Here is a 25069-nt window from a genome sequence, read left to right on the forward strand (position 1 = left end):
ATTAGCGATCAATTAGAATTTATCCAATTTCAGTTTATGAGATTGCCAGGGGTATTTTAAGAATTTGCATTTTTATATTGCTTAGCTTACAATTTCTCAAATATATTTTTACATTACATGATTGGACTGACACTCGATACATCACATTTATATGCATCTATAGCCATATCTAAAAATGATAAGGTGATGTATTTTAAAAATAATAAAAAAGTAAACAAGCAAGCAGAAACACTTAATTTGATGATAGAAGAAGCTATGAGCGACTTAAGATTAAGCTTTAGCGATTTAAATTATATCGCGGTGGCAACTGGTCCAGGCAAATTTACAGGACTCAGAATTGGTATATGCGTGGGTAATGCATTGCATTTCGCCTTAAAAGCACCGTTATTGCCTATGTGCAATCTAGCAACAATTGCTTTTAATCACAAAAAAAAGAATGTTGGTGTTTTACTTGATGCAGGAGTAGAAAAATACTATTTTCAAGAATTTAATAATAAAATCAATACGTCTCCAATCAAAATAATTACAAAAGATGAGGTAAGTGAAATTAAAAAGGAGCTTTATTTGGTAGGAAATGTTGATCAAGTTAATGATAAATTTCTTTTAGATGCAAGGCATATTGCCAAATTTGCAAATCATAAATTAAAAAATTTAAATAATTTGGTATCAAATTATTTAAAGCCACAATATATTATTAATAATTATCTCGCTTAAAATTTAACTTATAGGAGTTTAAAATGATGAATAATAGAATTACTGTAGCATACGGGGATGGAATTGGTCCTGAAATTATGGAATCAGTTTTGCAGATTTTAAGCCACGCTAAAACTGGCTTAGAGGTAGAAACTATAGAAATTGGTGAAAAAATTTACAACAAAGGTTTTTCCTCAGGAATATCAGATGATGTGTGGGAGGTAATCAAAAGAAATAAAGTATTGTTAAAAGCTCCAATTACAACTCCTTTAGGAAAAGGTTATAAGAGTTTGAATGTTACATTTAGAAGAACGTTAGAGCTATTTGCTAATATTCGCCCTTCTTTATCTTACTATCCATTTGTTGGTAAATTTAAAAATATGGATGTTGTTATTGTCCGTGAAAATGAGGAAGATTTGTATTCTGGTATAGAATATAGGTTTACTCAAAACGCAAATATTGCAATGAAATTGATTTCTACATCAGGGTGTGAAAAAATTATTCGATACGCATTTGAGTACGCAAGAATCAATAAACGTAACAAGGTAACTTGCGTTACAAAAAGTAATATTCTTAAAATTACCGATGGTTGTTTTCAAGAAATTTTTCTTAAAATTGCTCCTGAGTATCCAGATATAAAAGCGGAGCATATGTTGGTGGATATTGCTTCAGCAAAACTTGCAAATAATCCCGAAAATTTTGATGTTATAGTTACTCTCAATTTATATGGAGATATTATGTCAGACATAGCTTCTGAAGTGTCTGGCTCAGTTGGGCTTGCAGGAAGCGCAAATATTGGGAAAGAATATGCAATGTTCGAGGCGGTGCATGGTTCAGCACCAGATATTGCGGGAAAAGATATTGCCAATCCCTCGGGATTGTTAAATTCTGCCATAATGATGCTAAAGCATTTAGGAAAAAATCATGAGGCAGAAATGATTTATAACGCTTGGTTAAAGACTATCGAAGAAGGGCTGCATACCGCCGATATGTTTAATTCAGAAAAAAGTACAAAAAAACTTTCTACTTCTGAATTTACACAGGCAGTCATTCATAATTTTAATAACAAACTGAGCTTGCTGATAAGTAAATTTCAATCTGCAACAAATGAACGAATCCTAATAAAAGAGACTCTTAATAATAATGAAAAAAGTGAGCTAATTGGGGTAGATATATTTATAAAAACTCAATTTACGCCTGAACTGATCGCTAAATTGCAAAAATTAGATGATATTTTAAAATTGCATATGGTATCAAATAGGGGTTTATTAATTTGGCCAAAAGTATTGAGAAATGCAGAATTAGACTTCTCTAGATTTAGATTTCTCAAAGCAAAAAAAGAATACAGGATTTCACAAAGTAATGTATTAGAATTATATAAGAAAATAGTCGAATTAGATCTTGACATAGTGTCGATTATAAATTTATTTAGTTACGATGATAATATTGGTTTTAGCTTAGCTCAGGGAGAGTAGAAATTTTGACATTACAAAATTTGGATATAACAAAGGAATTGAAAAATTTTGGTAAGTTATTGAATAATAAGTCTGACGATTTTAAATTTTCATGGATTAGGCTTGCAAGGACTAAAAATGTTGGATCAAAGACATTTGTGCAACTGCTCAAAATGTATGGAGATCCAGAGACTGCTCTACAAAATGTTGACACACTTGCTAAAAAGGGTGGCTCTCCAATTGAAAAATTAGTTCCTTCTAAACAAGCTATCGAAAAAGAAATAGCTGAGACCAAAAAATATGGTGCGAAAATTATACTTGCATGCGAAGAGAATTATCCGAGCTCATTATTACATATTCCTGATTTTCCACCAGTGCTTATAGTAAAGGGTAATATACAGCTTTTAAAAAAACCAATGTTTGCTATAATAGGAGCTAGAAATTCCAGCATTAATGGTAATAAATTATCATTTGAGTTTGCTAAGGAGATTTCAGATTCCGGTTTTACTATAGTGTCAGGGCTCGCTAGAGGGATAGATTCATTTGCACATAAGGGAAGTTTAGATAATGGTACGATTGGCGTAATTGCAGGAGGGATCAACCATATATATCCTAAAGAAAATATCAAGCTTTATGAAGAAATATATAATAAAGGGCTTATAGTTACCGAGCAACCAATCAATTCTTCAGTTTTAGCACAACATTTTCCGCAAAGAAATAGGATAATAGCCGGCTTAGCCTCAGGAGTACTAGTTGTTGAGGCCACTAAGAAATCTGGAACTTTAATTACATCAAAATTTGCGCTAGAATACAATAGAGAGGTTTATGCCATACCAGGCTCTCCATTAGATGCAAAGTCACAAGGCACCAATGCGCTTCTAAAACAAAGTGCTAATTTAGCACTTGTTCCACAAGATATCGTTCAAGATTTAGCTAAAATTACCAGAAAAAATAACACCTATATTTCTGATCAAAATGATAACTTTACAAGTAACTATGTGAAAAATATACCATCTGAATTGGAGCTTGGTACGTTTAGAATTAAGCTTTTTAATTCCCTTTCTCATTCACCAATAGAAATTGATGACATTGCAGAGCAACTAGAAATACCGATAAATATAGTGAGTTTTCTTATATTAGAGCTTGAGCTAGCGGGCAAAATATCAAGATTATCGAATAATAAAGTGTATTTAATATCTTAATTAACTAAGTAATTTAAAAATCATATTTATAAGTATTAATCACCAACCTATCCAAAGTATTTGACAAGTATCTAAAACGTATTACACTATAGAATAAATAACAATAATAATAATATAACTATAAAGGAGCCATATGAAAAAAGTATTATTAACTGTTTGCTCATTAGCACTACTTACTGGAGTTGGGTGTAAAAATAAATCACACCAATCAACCAATGGTACTGATGGTAGCACGCTTGATTCAATATCGAAAGCAACTTTTGAAGAACTTGAAAAGAAGGTAGGCGATAAGGTATATTTTAGCTACGATAATTCTGATTTATCAGATAGTGCTAAATCAATACTTGATAAGCAAGTTGAGTTTATGAAAGATAAGTCTCATCTTAAATTCGTCCTTGAAGGTTTTTGTGATGAAAGGGGTACAGTTGAGTACAACCTAGCGCTTGGAGAAAGACGTTCAAATAGTGTTAAAAAATATCTAGTACAACATGGCATTAATCCAGATAGACTGATTGTAATTAGCTTTGGTAAAGAAAGACCGGCTGTTATTGGTCATACTGAAGAAGCTTATAAACAAAATAGAAGAGTAGTAACAGTAATTAGATAAATTTCTTATTATTAACTACTATCAATTTTTTAAAAAAAGAGTGAACACATTAATTATGTGTTCATTTTTTTTAGGTGCTTACCATGAAACCTATTAGAATAGCGAAAGCACTTTCCAATTATGGCGTTTGTTCTAGAAGACAGGCTGAGGTGTTGATTTTGGAAAATAGAGTAAAAGTAAACGACCAGATTCTAACTTCACCGATTTATTTAGTTCAAAATTCAGATCAAATTTATGTTGATGGCGTTATTGTTTCAAAGCCCATAAGGACGCGCTTATGGAAATATTTCAAGCCAAAGGGAGTTATAACAAGTCACAAAGATAATTTTGGCAGAACAACATTATTTGAAGAATTACCAAAAAATATTGGGAGAGTAATTTCAGTAGGCAGATTAGACTACAATACTGAAGGTTTAATTTTGTTAACGAATAATGGCGATCTTGCACGAAAATTAGAATTACCATCTACCAAATTAAAGAGAATCTACCTTTGTAAGGCATATGGCCTTGCGCCAGAGAACATGATTAAAGAACTATCTAGGGGAATAGAAATCGATAACGTCCAATATGGACCTATTGTTGTCGAATTATATAAAAAACAGGGCGCCAATTCATGGTATAAAATTGCTTTGTATGAAGGAAAAAATAATGAAATTAGAAATGTTTTTGCATATTTCAAACTCCAAGTTAGCAGATTAATCAGAATTGATTATGGAGATTATTCTTCGCATAATATGAAGCCTGGAAATTTAATTGAGCTAGATTATAAAGAATTTTCCAAATACTTGGAATAACCCAATATTGTTTTAAAATTCAAGAAAAAAAATCGTAAATATAACCCACGCTGGGAATAAGGAATAAGCCTGAAATCCTGCATTCTCTTTCAATTATAAATTTCTTTTAACTTGACGGCACTCTACTCCTTATTTAATTTTTCTCCCAATTTTTGGATTAATGCTTCGATACCTTCTTTTGAGATAATAGAACTAAAGTCTGCTCTTTGACCTAAAATTAAACTTATATCCTCTGCTATTATATCTCTAATTAAAAAGTTATTATTCATCATCTTAATTCTATACGCTATACTTATATACTTTGAAGTATATTTTTTGTTAAGTATCTTTGTACTGACAATATACTGAGAGTTAGAAATATATTTTACTGACTCTATATCAAAATTTACTCCATTATACTCAGAAAATTTTGATACATAGGTATTAATCAGAAAATTTTTATATGCAGTCAGGTACTCATCCAATTGTTGCTGACTAATTTCTTTATAATATCTACCCAAAGCAAACTTTGCCATCCAATCTATATCTACTGAATTACAAAAAATATCCTGGAGTTCTTGTTCTTTTTGTGAATCAGTGTTTGTAGATTCAATAACTGAAATCACTTGTTTAGCGGTGTCATTAACAAACCCTATCAATTTTTGTTTTTCTTCAGCAATTGATAAAGGATAAATCATCACAACTAAAGCAAATGATATAAAAACTCTTTTTGTTAATTTAATGATATTATTCATAATTATTTTCTCCATTTAATTTTTGATAATAAAAATTTCGTAATGCAGCATATTCATCGAGTGATATTTCAGATAAAGTTTTGTCTGTGCCTATAAATTTTTCCCTTTCCACTATTAGACTGGTCCCATAATAAACTCTAAGAAATTTCTTATCATTTTTAAATTTTACAAAATTTATCGGATCCCCCCCAATATCAATCACTTTACCAAATCCATCTCTAAAGTTAGATGATCCAAGAATAGGTAATATTATATATGGCCCCTGCTTAGCACCATAATATTTGAGAACATCTCCAAAAGATCTGTTGCTTTTTTTCAAACCCATTAACTCGGCCACATCAAAAATCCCCAAAATACCAAAGGTACTGTTAATAAAAAATCTAAAAAATGAATTAAACGATACATTAGGTTTAAGTTGAATTACACCATATATAACATTCAAGGGCTCCCTAAGATTGCTAACAAACGAATTAACTCCTTTCTTGGCAGAATTAGGTACAATTACACTATACATTGCTGCAGGAGGCATGATAATATATTTATCAACTATCTTGTTAAACTTATATACTTTTCGATTAAAATTTTCATATGGATCATATATTTTTAAATTATAGCTTTGATCATAATAATCATTATCTAAACTATAATCTTCATCATTAATTGGCTCTCTTGCCTCAACATTTAACAACGTTACCATTAACGTTGTTAAAACCCCAAACACTACAAAAAGCTTAATACTAAAATTATTAGCTAATATGTTCATGATTAATTTTTAAAATTAGTGTAGCTTGTGAATATCCTTGTTTTTTAACTTCCAAAAACTCTTCTTTTATAACTATCCAACCGCATTTCTTAGTCAATTTATTGATAAAGGCTTTATTGTAAACAAATTGTTCAGACTTACCATCAAAAATATAATTATCTTTTTGAGTATTGCTATAACGAAAGGTCAGCAAAAAAATCCCCTGCTCGTTAAGATATGACTTTAATTTAGATAACATCGATTCAATTTCTGTGGAATATGAAATTAGATCAACTCCTAGAATAATATCAAATTTTGAATCAGTCTTGGACATAGAGCTTAAGAAGCTAATGATATCTTTTTTAATTACAGTGTTATAAACTTTATTTTTACCTATTGATAAACTCTCACAATGTTTAACAGCACTTTCATTTAAATCCACTCCCAGCGCAAAGTTTATTAGCTTATTTTTTCTGAGTAAATATGTTAATAAACCAGTGTTACAACCTAAATCTAGTACATTGAAATTAAATACTTTTTCTGCATCATTTAATATTTTTTTTAACTCATCATAGGTTACATTCTCTGAAGATTTTTTACATTTTTGGAACTCACTTAGATGAAATCTAAATTCTTGATTAATTTTATGATCTAGTATCTTTATAGGAACATATTGTATTTTGCTATTTTTGTTATTAATGATATTTAGGCAATATTCAGCTTCCTCTTTAAATTTATCATCATTTTTTACATAATCCTCTAAATACTGCTTTGCCTTTTGAAATTTAGACTTTTCAAAATAGCACCTACCTAATAAATAATCTAAATCATTGTAATTTTTTTCGAATCTTTTTAATAACATAAATCTTAAAATTGCGTCGTTCAAATTTCCTCTATTAAAATGAAACAAACCTAAATCGTAGTTAGTTTTTGGCAAATTCTTAGATTTTGCTTTAATCTCATCTATTATTGATTTTAACTTATCAATCCAAGATTTTAAATCGCCTACCTTAAGGGACAACAACGGGTTGAAAAATTTTTTTATTTTTTTAAAAATTGACATCACTAATTACTCTTTATTTTATAGATTTAGTATTCGATTTCATTTGGTCGAAAATCGACATTGCCTGTGCTGTCATCGCGCTTATATTGCCAGCCTCAGAAGGTATTATTAATGTATTACTATTTTGAGCTAGTTTTTGGAAAGCATCTATATACTGTTTAGCTATATTCATTGATACCGCTTCTGTGCCACCATTTTTTAATATTGAGATAGCTATAGTTTCAATACTCATTGCCGTTGCCTTGGCGACAGTTTCTATTGCTTCAGCTTCCCCTTTTGCCTTATTAATCTTATCCATCATTTCTGCTTCGGAATTTAACACAACCTCTCTTTTTTTACCCTCAGCAATATTAATCATAGATTGCATCTTTCCTTCAGATTCAAATATCTCTGCTCGCTTTTGTCTTTCAGACGAAACCTGCGCTTCCATTGCTTTTAAAATAGAAGATGGAGGATTGATATCTCTTATTTCATATCTCATGCACTGAATACCCCATGTACTCGCAGCTTCATTGATCGTTGATACAATTTGATTATTTAGATACTCTCTTTCTTCAAATGTTTTATCCATTACTAATTTTCCAATTGCCGACCGCATAGAAGTTTGTGCCAACTGAGTAACTGCATAATATGGGTTTTCAACACCATATGAAGCATCCACAGGATTAACAATTCTAACATATATTATTCCGTCAAGTGCCAGAGTAACATTATCTTTTGTAATTGCAGATTGTTGCATAACATCTACAGCCTTCTCTTTTAAAGTATGCTTGTAAGCAACTCTATCGATAAATGGTAGAACAAAAGTTAACCCTGGCTGAAGCGTTTTGTTATATTTACCAAGCCTTTCTACTATCCACGCTTGTTGTTGAGGTACTATTTTTATTGCGTACCAGCAAAAAAAACCGAGCACTATTAGAAAGAATGCTGCTCCAGAATTTATATCTAAATAATCCATAATCACCTAAAATTTTTTTTATTAAAAATCTAATTGTACACTAATATAGTTAAATCTCTTTTTCCACTATAAATACATTGCTTTTCACATATAAAATTACCACCCCATCACCTTTATTTAATACCTGACCTTTGCTTGATGGAGCTAATCTAGATTTACAAATCGCACCTGACCATTTTATTTCCCCAATACTACTCTCTTTTAAATCATTGCTATACACTACTGCAACGCTTCCCTCAATATTATCATACCTCTCACTATTGCCTATAGTAATTAAATATTTTGCTGGTTTCCATAAAATAATTGACCATAAACAAAAAAATCCAAAAAAGAACCCTATCTGATCGAGTAATGTATTTAATATAAGCAAATTAAACTTCATGCACAAAGCTACAGAAAAAGCAGCAATTCCTGCGAAAAAAAAGCCAATCGTTCCTCCTAAATACATTTCTACAATCATCAGCACTGCACCTAGCACATACCATAACTCAATTTGATTAGTTAAGAAATATTGCATCACACTTAATATTAATTTATTATTACTCTATTATAGTAGATATTTTAAAAAATTCATCAATAGTTAATTGCTCAGGCCTCTTATTACAATCTATTTCAAGCTTTTCTAACTCAATTTCCGGGCTATTAAAAATTTTTTCCAAGCTCTTTTTTATTTTTTTCCTTCTGAAATTAAAAGTGCTTTTACATAACTTTTCAATATTATTTATTTCTCTAATGCTAAACTCTGGTCGTTTAGGAGTTAATTTAATTATTGATGATGTTACCTTAGGCACTGGAAAAAAATTTTCTGGCTCTATATCAAATAATAACTCACAATCACAAGTAAATTGGGCTAAAATACTTAGTCTTCCATATGAATGTGTTGACGGCTGAGCTAAAATTCTATCGGCTACTTCTTTTTGCAACATAATGACAATTTGATTAATATTGCTTAGATTTTTAAGCCATTTAACAATAAGCAACGTGCTAATATTATAAGGTAAATTTGCAACAATTATATAATCCCCATCGATAATACTTTTTTCATCAATTTTTAATGCATCCGCATTTATAATTTCAAAATGTTTGGTGGTCCCTAATTGAATTTTATGAAGAATTGGTAATACTTTTTTATCAATTTCAACAACAAATAAAGATTTGATATCAGTTTTTAGCAAATCATTTGTAAGGGCTCCAATCCCTGGACCAATCTCAAGTACAATTTTATCCTTCATATTACCCAGCGATCTAATGATATTGTTCACTATATCATTATTAACCAAAAAATTTTGCCCATATCTTTTGGTAGGGGTAATATTATGCTCTTTTAAAATTCTTTGTAACTTAATTATTTCATTCATCAATATTACTTATGTTTACAAAGTTATTGTTTTTAGTTAAGTATACTGTTTTTATTTCTTTATATAAGTTATTTTTTGCTACTAAAAGAATTTGATGATTAATCTTATAAAAATATTTTTTGCCGTTATATTAATTTATTATTCTCTAGATTGTATAGCCTTAGATTTAAATAATAGAAAGCATCAAAATCAAATTACTATTGAAGCAGATGAGTTAATTTATAACAAAAAAGAAGAGCTCATAAGTGCACAAGGCAACGTGTATATTGAGCAAGATAATTTTCGCCTCATAACCAATAAAGTGGTATTTGATAAAAAAAATAATTATCTATATGCGCTTGCTAATTTGGCATTTAGTAATAATAATAAAAATTATTTTTTTGGCAAAAAGGCTTTTTTTAATAAAAGCAATGGAGCTGGAATAATTGTAAAGTTCAAGGCTAGAATTTCACATAAGGGTTTATTATCCTCTGATTTTGCACAAATGGTGGATAAGGACACCTTTATAATTCAAAATTTGGTTTTTTCAACATGCAAGGTATGCAAAGATAATTATATTCCAAACGTGCCACTATGGCAAATAAGAGCAAAAGAAGCTACCTTGAACCAAAAAGAAAAAAAAGTAGAATTTATAAATAGTAGAATAGAATTATTTGGAATTCCTATATTTTATTCTCCTTATTTCTCTATTCCTACCCCAAATTCACCTAGAAAAAGTGGATTTTTAATTCCTAAATTTAAAAATTCTAATATACTAGGTTTACAAATATCAATTCCTTACTACTTTAATATTGCCTCTCAAATGGATTTAACCTACACTCCAACGTTAAGCAATAAAAGTAACATATTTAATAATATAAACATCCGATATTTAACTAAATATGGGCAATATGAGGTCAATGGTGATTTTATAAATGATAAAGACATAATAAATAAAAAAAATACTTTTAAAAGCTATGTTGCTTCAAAAGGGGATTTTAAATTTAATAACAACTATTTTCTAAATTATAAATTTCAAAGGTTATTTGATAGGGATAAAATTTTTACAAAAAAGTATGATATAATAGACGATGATATACTAACTAGTAACGTTTCAATAAGAAAGGAAAAGAAAAATCAGCTACTCACCTTAGAAGGCATTTCCTTTCAAAATTTAAGAGAAAATAACTTAAAAAATAAAAATACTCCATATATATTACCTTGGATTAGAACATATAATAGATTACCTTTAGAATATCCTTTTATATCAGATATTGCGCTTTCCACCGATATTTTAAATTTAAGAAGGGCTGAGGGAATAAGTTATACAAGAGGGACTTTCCAACTTGATTCATTTCACGATGCTACTATGCCTTTTGGACAAATTGTAAATATTAATCCAGCGATTAGATATGATTATTATGATATAACCAAAGCTAAGGAATCCGGTGCAAAAAATAGATTGATGGGTAAATTATCTATCGACTGGAAGTGGCCATTTATAAAATTTATCGGACATAAAAATTTAATCATGGAGCCTATCGTCAATTTTACATACAATTCTGAAGCAAAACAGAATTTCTTAAATGAAGATGGCCAACCACAAATTATTAGCACCTCAAATATATTTTCTTCAAATTTTTTCACAGGAAAAGACAATGTCGAAGTTGGGTCAAGACTAAATTTTGGTGTCAGAACCAATTACTATACTGGAAAAAACACTTATGGAGCAATTTTAGGACAAAGTTATAAACTAAACAAACTTACAGATTCAAATATAAAAGATCTTTCCTATACGTGGGATGATAAATTCAACTCATTAAAAACAGAAATTGTTAGCAAATTATATGCCCACTTAAGCAATGGAGTATCAGTAATTAACAACATAAGTCTTACTCCCAATCATTTAAATCTAATAAAAAATGAGCTAGATTTCCAAATACACAATGACAAAGCTGGTATTGATTTAAACCACATTTATATTAACAAAAAATATATTAATAAATGTTATAACTCACACAATCAAGAAATTGGAGTTAAGTTTATTTACAACTTCAATAGTGATTGGGGAATAGAAACAGGGGCAAGAACAAAGCTTGGCTCTAAAATTGAAAAATTTTGCCAAAGTGGCAATGAAAGCAATAAAGAGAACCCTAAAAAAAACAAATGGATCAGCAATGAAGTAGGTTTATTTTACAAAGGAGATTGTTTAAAGATAAATTTTGGTGTAATAAGAGACTATTCCAAACCAAAAGGTTTAAAATCTTCTGTGACAACTTTTTTAAAAATAGAACCTATCTTTAATTAGTTAAATTTATTATGAATATTAGGAAAAAATTTACTATTTCAATCAGCAAATTATTTGTTATGTTATTGATGCTGTCTACTGCCACTTTTGCTTATTCACAGCAAGATACAATTGTTGCCTATGTTAATGAAGCAATCATAACTTCATTTGAATTAAAAAACAGAATCACGCTGTTAGAATTTTTAAATAACACAAAAATTGATGACAGCCAAAAAGCAGATATGATTCAGTCAATGATTGATGAAAAACTGTTATCTCAAATAGCAAAAAATAATAACATTATTATTTCAGAAAAGCATATCGATCAATATATGAATGATATAGTAAGTGATCGTGGATTGAATAACCTAAATGAACTAGTTAACAAATTCAAAATAAGTAAGCAAGATTTGTCCAATTACATCAGATCTCAGCTTTTATTAAAAAAATTAATAGAATACCAGATAGAATCTGAAACTACCGTTTCAAAACAAGAAGTTATAGATAATTTAGAAACTATATCTAAGAATTTCGATAATAATACATCAAGTATAAATCCTGACACAGAACTTAAACTTTATGAGATCAGTTTCAGTAAAGGTATAATTAGTAATGAAAATCTAGAAAAATCTATTAACAAAATTTATTCATCCCTAAAAGAAGGAGAATCATTTAAAAATTTAGTACAACAATTTTCACAAGGCAAAACTTCTCTAAATAATGGACTTGTTGGTTGGGTTAAAATTGCTCATTTATCAAGTGATATTGGTAATGCATTTAACAATATTTTTAATGTTGGCTCTGTAAGTAAGCCTATTGAAACAAGTGATAGCATCATAATCTTAAAAATTGAAGACATTAAAAAGCTACATAAGAAGCCAAAACAACTTAGTGCAGAAGAGGTTAAAAATATACTTTATAATCAAAAACTAAACTCAAACTTAAGAAACTTTATTAAAAATCTAAGAAAAAGTTCCTATATTAAAGTGGTGCAATAAATATATTTGACTTGTACGCTCTCAGCAACTTAACTTGCTTTAAAAAATCATTTACATAAACTCACGCATTGGAAAAAAAAGAATTACCCTCCTCTTTGTCTTTGAGGCACTCTTTGAAATACATCCGCTTTGTTGCTTGGCTCATTAATCATAGCAGTGAATGGTCTTTCAGGCACCTCCCTCCTTTCAACACTACTTACTTTCGTAAATGATTCTGTTTGTGCTTTTACGAATTCATCTACAGGATCTTTTCTCACCTCTTGCTTTTTTACAAGATCATTATTGCCAACACTTGGATCGATTTCTGAGAAATATCCATTTCTAGCCGTACCTATTCTTGGGCTAAATTGCTTAGGTTGATCAATTATATATCCTTGAGATAACCCCTGATTTTCTATAGTTTTAGGAAGTTCTCCCCCAAGCAATTGTTTTTCATGGCTTGGTTGTTGAAAATAACTCTTTATTCCATCAACACTAATGTTATTCCAAAAAGATAATTTTTCATCATATAAATAGCCACATGTAAAACCAAAGACCCCTGCAGCAAAACTAGTATTTGCCAATATAATTGAGCCTGTAATAAAACCAAAGCTAGCTGAAATTGGATTTAGCATCAACACTGCACCAACTGCAAGTGCAGCAAAAACAAGAGCGCAAATAAATTTATTTTTGGTAGGCCACAATTTTTTAAAGCTCTCTTCTCCCTTTTGAATGCTTACAGCATAAATTTCTTCCGGCCTCATACCAGTTTTTTTATCCTCATCATAGTCCTTAAGCTGATTATAAGCAAAAACCCCGCCATATAGTCCTCCAGCCGCTGCTCCACACAAAAGCGTCCCTGCAAACATATTGAAACCACTTCCTAAAGAAGACAATCCAACATATGTTGCAACAGCTCCCAGACCAGTTAATGTCCCACCTATAATTTTTTTTGCGTAACTTTGCTCAGTAAAGCCTTGTTTAAGAATATTAATACCTGCATAAGTGCCTAATGCTCCTCCAATCGTTACACCTATACTAGATGGAGATATTAAACCGGTCGCAGCGCACAACGTTGCCGCAATAGGAATAGCATTAACTCCAGATTCCAAGCTTGCAGCTCCAGTTGCAATAGCAATTGCTCCTAATTCTGCGAGCTTATCCCCTAATTGATTGCTAATATATCCTTGTTCTTTAAAATACCCCTCTTTTATAGCACGCAATGCACTATCACTTACTAAGCCTGCTACTACAGCGCCTGCCATCCCGGCAAAAGGACCAGATAAAGTATATCCAGCACCACCTCCTATTACCGAAGAAAGCAAAGCGGCACCAATTCTTTGGCATTTAAATCTATCATTAGTACCATCATCATTATTTCTACAATAACCATAAACACTTCTACCAAATAATTGCTCCTTGATTAAATGTTGTTCTTTTTGAAGCTCAATTAGTGCTTCTGCGCCAATTGCACCTCTAAAGTTAACATCTAAAAGCAATGTATCGTAATCAAATTTCATTCCGGTGCAATCAGCTCTTTCCATATGGCACATTGGCAATTTCGCTCCAGATAAGTCCATATTTCTTGCCATCGCATCACTAAAATCACACGCTATCATTTCCGCAAATTTTGCATTAACCTGATTTAATGTCGCTTTTTGAAAATTTGCTTTATACGCTAATATATTTTCCAAAACTGCCCCAGTTAATTCAGCATTTCTGAGGTTCGTTTCATTTAAAATGGCTCCAGATACATCCAGTCTTTCTCCTTTGATTCTTTCCATAATAGCATGCGAAAAATCAGCTTGATGAGCGTGCACATCCTGCATATTCGCTTTTTGAAAATCAGCAAACTTTGCATTTACATCATCCATTATTGCACCAGAAAGCTCTGCTAATTCTAACTTAGCTGATTCAAGATCAGCATGTGATAAATCTACACCTTTGGCTTTAATTTTTTCTAAAATAGCTCCTCTTAGGTTGGCATATTTTAAATTCGCATCTTCTAAGATCGCTTCAGTAAATTTTGCTTTATTTGCGGTAATACCTTCCATCACAGCACCAGTAAAGTCTGCATGCGAAAAATCACCCTCTAGTACTGCTTCTTTAAGATAAGCTTTTCTCATCTTTACATATTGTGCATCAACGTATCTGAGATTTACTTTTTGCAAATCTGCTCTATCAGCTATGGCCGACTTTAAACTTGAATGCTCAATATTCGATCCTGTTAAATCTGCCGAATATAGCAATGCCCCTTCAAAATTTGAGTTATTAAATCTGCTATACATCATTCTTACTCTTGGCATTAGGGCTTCTGTAAAATCGACTTTATTGCCAGATATTCCAATTAAATTTGCATCTGTTAACTCAGCTTGAGCAAAAGAACATTCTTTTAGAACCGCTGCCTCAAAACTAGCACCTGTTAAATTAGCATTATTAAAATTGCAACTTGTAAATGTAACTGAGGCAAAATTAACCCCACTTAAATCTAAATTAGATAGGTCTAGCCCAGTTATAGTTTGATAACTTTTACCTTCATAAAAAAAATCTGCTACAGGAATTATGAGCTTAGCCGGATTTTTCGCTTGAACTTGCTTTAAAATTTCTTGATTTTCTGGTTTAGCGGATAAAAATTCATTAAATGAAGGTTTATTTCCACTATTTGAATTTACAAATTCTATATAATCGCTTAAATCTTGTTGTGTTGCATTTAATCTAACTTTTATTGCATTCGCTTGCTCAGAATTTTTTGGTAAATATGTAGGGTCATAACTTGCTGTTTGTAGCTCAATTATGTACTCATTTGCTATGACAAATAAGGCGCTCTCAATAAGCTTATCATACTTTTTTTGTATTTCTAGAGTACCTTCTTGAATCTCGGCATTTAATTTTTTCTGCTCTTCAGTTGTACCCACAAAGCTTCTCGCCCACGCAACATAGCTTTGATTAGATAATTTCTCTTTTGTGAAACGGCTTATTTCATCTTCACATTCAGATTTCAAGCGACGCTCTGCTTCTCTTTCTCTCTTAAATCTTATTTCAGGCTCATAGTCATTGGACGTTCTTTTATTAGCTGGTAAAGGATTTTTATCATCCGCCTCTATTCTAAATAGTTTGAGCATCTGCATACTCTGTGCATCTGAGTAGTCTAATTTGACTGATTCCAACAATCTGTCGCCCTCTCCATCAGGTAATTTGCCATCCGCCAATAAGTAATCCCGGAATTCACAATTTAATTTTGACCCTCTAAAATCAATATTAGACAAATCACACGCAGAAAAAATAACATTTTCGTTAAATACACAATCCCTAAATATTGCTCCATTAAGTGATTTGTAAAACCTAACATTTGAAAATATGGACCCCGACAAATCAACGTCACTTAATTTTAGTGGATCTTGTTCGTAATATTCTTCAATAAAATTTCTGCCCTTAAGACTTTTAATCTTTTTGTTATAGTCTGCCGCTCTACTACTGATTCCCAATTCTTTGGCAATATCTTCTACATTGTCCACATATTGACCAACTATTCCATAATCCTCACTGATCTCTGCAACTATAATTTTCTCCTTATATTTCGGATCCCTCTCCTCAAATATTTTTTGCAAATACTCATTTAAATTACCACTTGCACGCTCATCACCTATTTCTCCATTTTTAATTTTTTTATGCTCTACAACATAATTTATTAATAAATCTAAATTTTCTGGTTCTGGCTTACCATCTTCTACCATTCTGGCTTGCACATACTCATATATAGATCCTTGTGCTCTTTCATCTGCTTCAAGCCCAAAAGTAAATTTCGTTACTTCTTCTATATATTCATTAACGTATGCATAATAATCCTCTCCAAAGGAAATTTTAACAATTTCAATAGATTCATCTAATTTTCTACTTTCTTGTTCTAGACTTGCATAGGCCTGATCAATTTTAGTCTTAGTCATATTACCAATCAAAAAATTATTAACTTATAGTAACATTTGTGTTTTCTAAAAACACTTATTTTTTAATAGCTTCAACACTTTTTTTAGTTACTGCTTCTTTCTTTTTCGGTCTTTTTACCTCTGTTTTTTTGTCTTTTATTTTTTCCAGCATTAATCTATTATCTTGGGCCAATTTTTTCACTACATCAAATTCTTCCCTTGTGACAAAATTCATTTTCTTTATTAATTTTTCAATCTGCTGAGTTATATATTCAGCTATTTCATTTTTAACATTAACAGCTCCAGTAAATGTTGAACCTGCAAGCTTTGCAAGATCATCTAATATTTTGTTGTCTTTTTTCATTTTTTCAAATATTGGTTCTACTTATGTAAATATAATTTATCACGTAAAAAATAATGTTTGCAATTCTTTTTCCAAATATTGATCCTATTGCTATAAATTTAGGAATCATATCTATTCGTTGGTATGGGATATCATACGTAATAGGAATTTTTCTTGGGGCTTATATTTTGCAAAAAATAGAAAAAAAATTTAAAATTGCTAGCCTTAATTCCAAAGATTTAGAAAATTTACTTTCATATATTATCATCGGCATAGTGATAGGTGGCAGACTAGGCTATATATTATTCTATACTCCTGATACCATATTAGAAGATTTTTGGGAGATATTTAAGATTTGGCATGGAGGAATGTCATTTCATGGAGGATTAATTGGCGTTATTGTATCTATTTGGATATTTTGCTTAAGAACTGGCAAAGCGTTTATGTCAGTAACCGACCTAATTTCTTGTGTAACCCCAATTGGATTGTTCTTTGGACGCATTGCAAATTTTGTAAATGCCGAGCTTTATGGAAGAAAAACAGATGTTAGTTGGGGGGTTATCTTCCCATATTCAGACTACCATCCAAGGCATCCAAGTCAACTATATGAAGCTATGTTTGAAGGCATAGTATTATTTTTAATAATGTTATGCGCTCTAAATTTTAGGCAATATTTAATTAATAAAAAAACCATCATCACTAAACAAAAAAGCATTTCTGGATTATTAAGTGGAGTTTTTTTAGTTTTTTACTCTATTTTTAGAATAGTAATTGAAATTTTTAGGGAACCTGATTCTCATATTGGATATATTTTTGATATATTTTCATTAGGTCAAATCTTATGTATCCCCATGATAATTTTAGGAATTATTCTTATTTACAGAAAGGAACAATAAAAAAGTTGCAACTATAAATTGAGTGCATTACCTTTTTATATATAACTAAAATCTATGAGAGGATTGATGCAAAAGACTAATTTAACATCATACATAGCAATTACCACTATAAATAACAATTTGGTAAATCAATGGCTATTACAAGTACAAAAAATTAGCATTGAATTGCCAAAGGCAAAGCATATGGTGAATTAATATGCATAATTCACCAAAGGTATTTAAAAATTGTGCACTATTTAATGATGATACCAAATTGTTAAACATATTGTCTGAAAATAACAAAAAAATTGAAGAATATATCAATATCTATAAGAATAATTTTTATGAAAATCTCACCAGCACACTGACCATTGTTTATCCGACTGTTAAAAAGCTTATTGGAGAAAATTATTTTGAAAATCTATGCAAGCTATACATAAAAAATAACTTATCTAAAGAAAATAATTTGGTAGATTGTGGTAAAAACTTTGCTTCTTATATCAAATCAATACGATGGTTAAAAAATTTATATTATTTGCCTGATATTGCAAAATTAGACTACTGCATGAATAAAGTTTATACTTCTAATAAACCATACAAAATTGAAATTAGGAAGGATAATATTGACTACTTTGATGATTTTAAAATCAAAAATTATATAAGGCTTTGTAAATCAAATTATCCTGTTGATTTTATATATAAACTTTGTAATGCAAAAACACGAAATTCAACACTAATAAAATTACCACAAAGAGAGAGTAGATTAGTTGTATTTAAACAAAATTATATGGTTAGGTATATACGATTAACCAGCTTTGAATATGATTTTTTATTCAATTTCAAAAAACATAAAAAACTTTCAAATATTCAATATAAATACGATTTAGAGGATGATATGAGAGTGCAAAAAATTTTATTAAAAACTTTACGCCTAAAATTATTAACTTATTAACCGAGCTCAATATGCGTGCAAAAAATTTTATTAAAAATTATTATCAATTTTACAAAGAACATTGTCATTATTTAACTTGTCTTTTCCTATTGTGCCGTGAATAAAGCTACCTACTGTATGATAAACGCTGTAAAATAGTGATTTACTACATTTTAATATCCTTACCCTATTCTTATTTTAGTATCGCTAATAAATTCATACGGTGGAATTGCTAAATTTTTAGGAGCCGGACCTTTTCTAATTCTTCCAGAACTATCATAATGTGAACCATGGCAAGGACAAAACCATCCACCAAATTCCCCTTTATTTCCAATAGGAACGCATCCTAAGTGAGTACATATTCCAATTGTGATTAGCCACTGCGCTTTACCTGCTTTTACCCTATCCTTATCACCCTGCGGATCTCTTAGCTCTGATAAATTAACATCTTCTGCTTCTTTTATTTCTTCCTCAGTTCTATTGGTAACAAAAATAGGCTTACCCCTCCACATTACTGTGTGAGTCTCTCCTTTCTTGATATTTGATAAATCAACTTCAGTACTGCCAGCTGCAAGCACTCCTTTATCTGGCTTTAAAGAAGTAAGAATAGGTATCGTAGCTGCAACCGCACCTACACTTGCAACAGCAACTGCACTCATAACAAAAAAATCCCTTCTGGAGGACTTATCTTTGTCATCAGAATTTTTTTCTGAATTTATTTTATTTTGTTTATTATCTACCATATACCTCAGTTACTTAAACACGACCTGAATAAATAGCTTGTAAAATCCTTAAGCAATAATGACTTACTATCAAAAATATCTAAATGTTTCAATGATTCATTTACTAAGCCCTTTAATAAATCTTGCCCACCTTCATTTTCATTATCTTCAATATCGTCTTTTATTTGATACGCTAAGCCTAATTTTTTAGCAAACAAAGCCAATACATTAATATCTTCGCTGTTGGCATTATTCATCATTGCTGAAAATTTACATGAAGCGATGAATAAATTTGAGGTCTTTAAAATCCTTGTTCTTTTTAACTCTTCCGCACTATATTTTTGCACTTTACAATTTAAATCCAAAATTTGTCCCAATAATATGCCTTTAAATCCAATAAGCTTCGCCATTTCGTTAAATATATGAAGCCGAACCTTTGGATCAATAGAAGCATTATTGTCTGACGAAAGAATTTCAAATGCAAGCGTCAATAGTGCATCTCCAGTTAGAATTGCAGTGGATTCTTCAAATTTTTTATGGCAAGATAAACGCCCTCTTCTGTAGTCATCATTATCCATAGCCGGTAGGTCATCGTGAATTAGTGTATAGGTATGAATCACTTCTATAGCTGTAGCTAAATCAACAACATGCTGCGGTATAGTTGTAGAATATATGGAATTTGTTGCAAAAACTAAAAATGGTCTGATCATTTTTCCATCACCAAGTAACATGTAGTTCATTGCATCAATAAGAATATTTTGCTCAATTTCACTATTTTTTAGCAAAATTTTTGATATCCTATTTCGTACAACATCGGAGGTTATTTTTAAATTATGCTCAATCCCAAGATTTTTATCCAATCTACTCATAATCATTAGTAATTCTCCTCAACCATATCTGAAAACTCCTGCTCAGAAATTATCTTAATATTCATTTCTTTTGCCTTATTTAATTTTGAACCATAGTTACTCCCATAAATAACGTAGTTAGTTTTTTTGGAAATTGTAGATGAAATTTTTGCTCCCAATTTTTTTGCAATATTTTGTGCTTCATCTCGGGAATATTTTTCTAACACACCAGTAAAAATTACATTTTTCCCAGCTAACTGACTATTGAGTTTGTTTTGCACAATTATCACTTGCTTAACATCTATAAAATGTAAAATATTTTTAACGATTTGTGAGTTATATGGATCTTTAAAATATTCTATAAAACTTGTCGCTATTATTTCTCCAACGCCATTTACTGCTTTTAGAATTTCTACAGCATCATCCTTTGCAATCAGCTCCATTACATTATTAATATTTTTGAAGTGATTAGCAAGAATCTCTGCAGTTACGACACCTACATGCCTAATACTGAGTGAATAAATAAACCTATCCATATTAATTTTTTTTGATTTTTCAATCGACAAAAATAAATTGTCTACAGACTGCTCGCCCCATCCTTCCCACTTTTCTATTGGTTGCTCTAGAGTCTGATTTGCACTTACCAATTTGAAAATATCTGCGGGTAGTTTTACCAGCCCTTTATTATAAAATTGCAATACTGATTGCTTTGATAGCCCCACAATATCAAATGCATATTTTGAAATAAAATGGCATAATTTTTCTATTATTTGTGCTTCACATTTCATCCCACCAGTACATCTCTTGACTATATCATCACCAAAACTCTCAATTGCACTTTGGCATACTGGACATTTTTCTGGGAAAATAAATGTTTTAACTTCTGAATTCCTTTTTTCAAATTTTACTTCAACAACTTGCGGGATTACATCCCCAGCTCTTTTAATTTTAACTACATCACCAATTCTTATATCTTTTCTGAAAATTTCCTCTTCATTATGAAGAGAAGCTCTGGTGACTAATACACCACCTACATTAATCGGTTTTAGTTTTGCAACTGGAGTAATGGCGCCTGTTCTACCAACTTGAACAAATATATCTTCAATGCAGGTTTCTGCGTATTCAGCAGGAAATTTATGTGCAATTGCCCATCTTGGTGCTCTACTAATATTACCCATTTTTTCCTGAAGCTCAAAGCTGTTCACTTTATAAACTAACCCATCAATGTCATAATTAAGCTCAGCCCTACTCGTACACATTTCATCATAATAGGATATAATATCTTCTAAATTATCTACAACAAGTTTGCATCCATTTACTATAAAACCCAATGATTTAAATTTCTCCATCATCTCATGCTGATTATTAAAATCTTGAATTCTCCCTCCCCAAACAAAATAACTCAATCTTCTGTTCCTAGTAACTATAGAATCTAACTGTCGCAATGAACCAGATGCAGCATTTCTAGGGTTAGCAAAAAGTGTTTTATTATTTTTACTATTTTCTTCATTCAATGCTATAAAATCTGATTTACTCATATATACCTCACCTCTAACCTCAAATTCCTCATCATAATCAACCTGAATAGGAAAATTTTCAATTGCTTTAATATTATTGGTTATATCTTCACCAATTGTTCCATCCCCTCTGGTTACCGCAAAATTCAATTTTTCATTTTTAAAATGTGCTGAAAAAGACACTCCATCTATCTTTGGTTCACAATGTAACTCTAATTTATCGTCTGGCCCATAACCAATTAATTTCTTAATTCTGATTAAAAAATCTGAAATGTCTTCTTTTGAAAACGCATTGCTTAGTGAAAGCATAGGATAGGTATGCCTAATTTTTGCAAAACCTTTTGCAACCTTAGTCCCAACACTCTGAGTGACACTTTTTTTGTCACGCAATTCTGGATACAATGATTCAAGATTTTCAAGCTCACTTCTCAATTCATCATATTGCTGATCTGTAATTATTGGCGAACTTTTTATGTAATATAATTCATCATGCTTCTTTATTTCATTTCTAAGTAATTCTACTCTTTTCCTAACTTTAGATAAGTTTAAATTCATAAAATCAAGCTAGCACTCAAATTGTTTTAATTATTTATAAAAGAATATAACCACAATATCAATTATATCATCCCTAAAATAGCTTGATTTTCTTTGCCACTTTCCCAATTAAAATTAATTTTCTATTTAGAAAATCATGCGTACCTTCATAATTTGTTGACTCATCAGAAAGCCAATACAATAAAGTAGCCCAATATACGCCGGTCAAGAGACCTCTTTTAGTATAATAATTAAAATCTGTAGACTTATCATTCCCAGCAGTACGCCAAATTAAATTCATACTCTTCCAGGTGTAGGGGTATAATTTTAGGTGATTCCGAGGCATAGAATAAAAAGCAATGATCTTAGGTATAATTATTTTATATTTATCCAAAATTTCAAATCTAATTTTCAGAGATTCAGAAATTCTAGAAGTAATGCTTTTAACTTCACTTAACTCATTCTTTATTTTCTCAACCATTATTTCATCAATATAATCTCTGAATACTTCAAGAAATTCAGCTCTACCATTTGGAAATAATAAATTTGCATATTCACTTTGTAACCCTATGTTTTTGCATGCTTTTGAAATTATATTGATATCAAATGCTTCATAAGGTAATATCTCAATTATCGAAAACAGTACATCATTTTTAAGTTGCTTGATGTATTCTGTCATAAGGCTCGTAATTTTTTAATTGATGAATATCACTATAGTAAGTAATAATGAAAGAGAATCCAAGTATTATAATTCATAATGAGGAAGATTTTAAATCAATGAGAAAAGCAGGAAATCTAGCTGCCTCCATACTTGATTTTATAACAGATTTTGTAAAACCTGGGATCACCACTGATGAATTAAACACTTTGTGTCATGATAAAATTGTTGAAAATGGCGCTATTCCTGCTCCATTACATTACAGAGGATTTCCAAAATCAATTTGCACTTCAGTTAACCACGTTGTATGCCATGGTATCCCTGGAGAAAAAAAATTACGTGAAGGCGATATAGTAAACATCGATGTAACGGTCATTTTAAATGGCTGGCATGGAGATACAAGTAGGATGTTTTACGTAGGAAAAAAAATTCCAATTAAGTCAAAAAGAGTAGTTGAAGTCACTTATGAAGCGATGATGAGGGCTATTGAAATTGTAAAGCCTGGCATTCCTCTTTATGAAATTGGTAGGGTAATAGAGGATTATATTAAAAAATTTGGTTACTCAGCAGTGAGAGAATATTGTGGTCACGGGATTGGCAGAGATTTCCATACTTCACCAAGCGTTTTGCATTATTATGACGAGAAGAATGACTTGAAATTAGAAAAGGGTATGTTTTTTACAATTGAACCAATGATCAACACTGGGGGGTGGCAAACCAAAATACTTGATGATGGATGGACCGTTATCACTAAAGATAATTCGCTTTCTGCCCAATTTGAGCATACGATTGGGGTCACTGATGGCGGCTATGAGATTTTTACAAAATCTCAAAAAAATCTGCATTTTCCACCGTACAATTTGAAAAAATGAATATTAATTTTAAGCAATTAGATTCTTATTTACAAAACAATACATCACATTTAAATTTTTTCCTCATTGGGGATGATTTTGGTCAAGTAATTTACGTTACTGAAACCCTATTAAAAAACTACTTTGATAATGAAGAGCGTCATATTGAAAAAATTGAATATAGTGCTTTACAAAAGGACAATTCATTACTTCAAAATCATATGCAATCTCTACAATTGTTTTCTGAAAAAAAGGCTATAATCATTAAAAATGTTGGGAATGCTTTTAAAAAGGAAATAATTGAAATCATTAAAAATAGCAATAACAAATTTTTATTAATTATCCAGGCGGAAAGTCTTAAAAAATCATCTAAACCTTATAAAGATTTTGAATCAATTGGTAAATTTTGCTTTATCAATTGTTATAAATTGGATCTATATGCAACAATACATTTCATAGAAACATTTTTAAAAAAACACATTATTAAATTTGATACCGAAATAGTGAACATAATCGCCAATTCTTTGCCAGATAATCTATTATTGATTAACAATGAATTAGAAAAATTAGTGCAATATTTAGGGCACGAAAAAGAATTAACGGTAGAAATTGTGCATGATGTCATCTCAGGAACAAAAGAGCTTGTCTATATCAATATATGTCATGCTCTAATTTTTAAGGACAAAAATGGTTTATTGGAACAACTCAAGAGAATTCAAGACACAAACTTTATTAGTATGATCAGAATTATTCAAAGCTATTTTAGCAAAGTGCTATTCATAAAAAGTAAAGAAAAATATGAAAATAAAAGGGTTGATTTTATAATTAACAGCATGTTGCCTCCAATTTTCTTTAAAGAAAAAAAGATTTTTTTAGATATTTGTAATAAAATTAGCCTCAAAAAGGCGCTAAATTTTATGGAGGAACTTACAGAGCTTGAGTTAAATTGTAAAAAATCTTTTGCCTCTAATTCATATTTTATTTTTAACCAATATTTAATCCAAAAAGTTCAGTAATAA

23 protein-coding genes are annotated in these 25069 nt (G+C 30.5%); 11 read left to right on the top strand and 12 right to left on the bottom strand.

Annotation, left to right across the window (positions count from 1 at the left end):
• Window positions 1-117: 117 nt before the first annotated feature.
• The 5 genes from tsaB to N3Z17_RS00880 all read left to right on the top strand — a co-directional run bounded on the left by tsaB (window position 118) and on the right by N3Z17_RS00880 (window position 4750).
• On the top strand, window positions 118-714 hold the full coding sequence (gene tsaB, locus N3Z17_RS00860; RefSeq protein WP_282472139.1) for a tRNA (adenosine(37)-N6)-threonylcarbamoyltransferase complex dimerization subunit type 1 TsaB: 597 nt from the start codon (window positions 118-120) through the stop codon (window positions 712-714).
• 26 nt (window positions 715-740) lie between these two features.
• Window positions 741-2168, top strand: coding sequence for an NADP-dependent isocitrate dehydrogenase (locus N3Z17_RS00865; protein WP_410519599.1), 1428 nt, complete (start codon window positions 741-743; stop codon window positions 2166-2168).
• 5 nt (window positions 2169-2173) lie between these two features.
• On the top strand, window positions 2174-3349 hold the full coding sequence (gene dprA, locus N3Z17_RS00870) for a DNA-processing protein DprA (protein ID WP_282472141.1): 1176 nt from the start codon (window positions 2174-2176) through the stop codon (window positions 3347-3349).
• Window positions 3350-3482: 133 nt separating this feature from the next.
• Window positions 3483-3956, top strand: coding sequence for a peptidoglycan-associated lipoprotein Pal (pal, locus tag N3Z17_RS00875; protein ID WP_282472142.1), 474 nt, complete (start codon window positions 3483-3485; stop codon window positions 3954-3956).
• An 83-nt stretch (window positions 3957-4039) separates the two neighbouring features.
• Window positions 4040-4750 (top strand): pseudouridine synthase, encoded by a 711-nt coding sequence (locus tag N3Z17_RS00880; protein ID WP_282472143.1) that lies wholly within the window; start codon window positions 4040-4042, stop codon window positions 4748-4750.
• A gap of 122 nt (window positions 4751-4872) precedes the next feature.
• Here N3Z17_RS00880 and N3Z17_RS00885 read toward each other — a convergent pair whose 3' ends face one another.
• From N3Z17_RS00885 to rsmA, 6 genes are read right to left on the bottom strand one after another with little or no spacing between them, the layout of a single operon-like run.
• Entirely contained in the window at window positions 4873-5484 is a 612-nt protein-coding gene (locus N3Z17_RS00885) for an MlaC/ttg2D family ABC transporter substrate-binding protein (protein ID WP_282472144.1), read from the bottom strand.
• The gene (locus N3Z17_RS00890) at window positions 5477-6247 is read right to left on the bottom strand and encodes an MlaA family lipoprotein (RefSeq protein WP_282472145.1); all 771 of its coding nucleotides are present in this window, start codon (window positions 6245-6247) and stop codon (window positions 5477-5479) included. The genes N3Z17_RS00885 and N3Z17_RS00890 overlap by 8 nt, the downstream gene beginning before the upstream one ends.
• A complete protein-coding gene (locus tag N3Z17_RS00895; RefSeq protein WP_282472146.1) occupies window positions 6231-7289 on the bottom strand; it encodes a methyltransferase domain-containing protein in 1059 nt (352 codons plus the stop codon). The genes N3Z17_RS00890 and N3Z17_RS00895 overlap by 17 nt, the downstream gene beginning before the upstream one ends.
• 13 nt (window positions 7290-7302) lie before the next feature.
• On the bottom strand, window positions 7303-8247 hold the full coding sequence (locus N3Z17_RS00900) for an SPFH domain-containing protein (protein WP_282472147.1): 945 nt from the start codon (window positions 8245-8247) through the stop codon (window positions 7303-7305).
• Window positions 8248-8296: 49 nt separating this feature from the next.
• Complete coding sequence (locus N3Z17_RS00905) at window positions 8297-8764, bottom strand: NfeD family protein (protein WP_282472148.1); 468 nt, start codon at window positions 8762-8764, stop codon at window positions 8297-8299.
• A gap of 22 nt (window positions 8765-8786) precedes the next feature.
• A complete protein-coding gene (gene rsmA / locus N3Z17_RS00910; protein WP_282472149.1) occupies window positions 8787-9605 on the bottom strand; it encodes a 16S rRNA (adenine(1518)-N(6)/adenine(1519)-N(6))-dimethyltransferase RsmA in 819 nt (272 codons plus the stop codon).
• Window positions 9606-9699: 94 nt separating this feature from the next.
• Between rsmA and N3Z17_RS00915 the strand changes: the two genes are divergently transcribed.
• Window positions 9700-11892, top strand: coding sequence for an LPS-assembly protein LptD (locus N3Z17_RS00915; RefSeq protein ID WP_282472150.1), 2193 nt, complete (start codon window positions 9700-9702; stop codon window positions 11890-11892).
• An 11-nt stretch (window positions 11893-11903) separates the two neighbouring features.
• Window positions 11904-12869 (top strand): peptidylprolyl isomerase, encoded by a 966-nt coding sequence (locus N3Z17_RS00920; RefSeq protein WP_282472151.1) that lies wholly within the window; start codon window positions 11904-11906, stop codon window positions 12867-12869.
• Between the two features lie 83 nt (window positions 12870-12952).
• On the opposite strand, the gene N3Z17_RS00925 is transcribed toward N3Z17_RS00920, so the two are convergent.
• Window positions 12953-16792 (bottom strand): pentapeptide repeat-containing protein, encoded by a 3840-nt coding sequence (locus tag N3Z17_RS00925; RefSeq protein WP_282472152.1) that lies wholly within the window; start codon window positions 16790-16792, stop codon window positions 12953-12955.
• Between the two features lie 55 nt (window positions 16793-16847).
• Window positions 16848-17135, bottom strand: a complete 288-nt coding sequence (locus tag N3Z17_RS00930) for an accessory factor UbiK family protein (protein WP_282472153.1) — start codon at window positions 17133-17135, stop codon at window positions 16848-16850.
• Between the two features lie 62 nt (window positions 17136-17197).
• Here N3Z17_RS00930 and lgt point away from each other — a divergent pair, with 62 nt between their 5' ends.
• Window positions 17198-18010: a prolipoprotein diacylglyceryl transferase gene (gene lgt / locus N3Z17_RS00935; protein WP_282472615.1), complete on the top strand. Its 813-nt coding sequence runs from the start codon at window positions 17198-17200 to the stop codon at window positions 18008-18010.
• Window positions 18011-18206: 196 nt separating this feature from the next.
• Window positions 18207-18941: an HvfC/BufC N-terminal domain-containing protein gene (locus N3Z17_RS00940; RefSeq protein ID WP_282472154.1), complete on the top strand. Its 735-nt coding sequence runs from the start codon at window positions 18207-18209 to the stop codon at window positions 18939-18941.
• 161 nt (window positions 18942-19102) lie between these two features.
• Here the strand turns inward: N3Z17_RS00940 and petA are convergent, their stop codons facing one another.
• From petA to N3Z17_RS00960, 4 genes are all read right to left on the bottom strand, one after another.
• The gene (gene petA / locus N3Z17_RS00945; protein WP_282472155.1) at window positions 19103-19663 is read right to left on the bottom strand and encodes a ubiquinol-cytochrome c reductase iron-sulfur subunit; all 561 of its coding nucleotides are present in this window, start codon (window positions 19661-19663) and stop codon (window positions 19103-19105) included.
• A gap of 5 nt (window positions 19664-19668) precedes the next feature.
• The gene (locus N3Z17_RS00950) at window positions 19669-20511 is read right to left on the bottom strand and encodes a polyprenyl synthetase family protein (RefSeq protein ID WP_282472156.1); all 843 of its coding nucleotides are present in this window, start codon (window positions 20509-20511) and stop codon (window positions 19669-19671) included.
• Window positions 20512-20516: 5 nt separating this feature from the next.
• The gene (ligA, locus tag N3Z17_RS00955; RefSeq protein ID WP_282472157.1) at window positions 20517-22562 is read right to left on the bottom strand and encodes an NAD-dependent DNA ligase LigA; all 2046 of its coding nucleotides are present in this window, start codon (window positions 22560-22562) and stop codon (window positions 20517-20519) included.
• A gap of 73 nt (window positions 22563-22635) precedes the next feature.
• Window positions 22636-23220 carry a COQ9 family protein gene (locus N3Z17_RS00960; RefSeq protein WP_282472158.1) on the bottom strand — a complete coding sequence of 195 codons (585 nt, stop codon included), beginning with the start codon at window positions 23218-23220 and terminating at the stop codon, window positions 22636-22638.
• Between the two features lie 47 nt (window positions 23221-23267).
• Here N3Z17_RS00960 and map point away from each other — a divergent pair, with 47 nt between their 5' ends.
• Window positions 23268-24071 carry a type I methionyl aminopeptidase gene (map, locus tag N3Z17_RS00965; protein WP_282472159.1) on the top strand — a complete coding sequence of 268 codons (804 nt, stop codon included), beginning with the start codon at window positions 23268-23270 and terminating at the stop codon, window positions 24069-24071.
• Window positions 24068-25066 (top strand): DNA polymerase III subunit delta, encoded by a 999-nt coding sequence (holA, locus tag N3Z17_RS00970; RefSeq protein ID WP_282472160.1) that lies wholly within the window; start codon window positions 24068-24070, stop codon window positions 25064-25066. Before map ends, holA begins: the two co-directional genes overlap by 4 nt.
• Window positions 25067-25069 lie beyond the last annotated feature (3 nt).

The sequence above is a fragment of the Candidatus Bandiella numerosa genome (genome assembly GCF_029981845.1).
GTDB classification, from domain to species: Bacteria; Pseudomonadota; Alphaproteobacteria; order Rickettsiales; family Midichloriaceae; genus Aquirickettsia; species Aquirickettsia numerosa.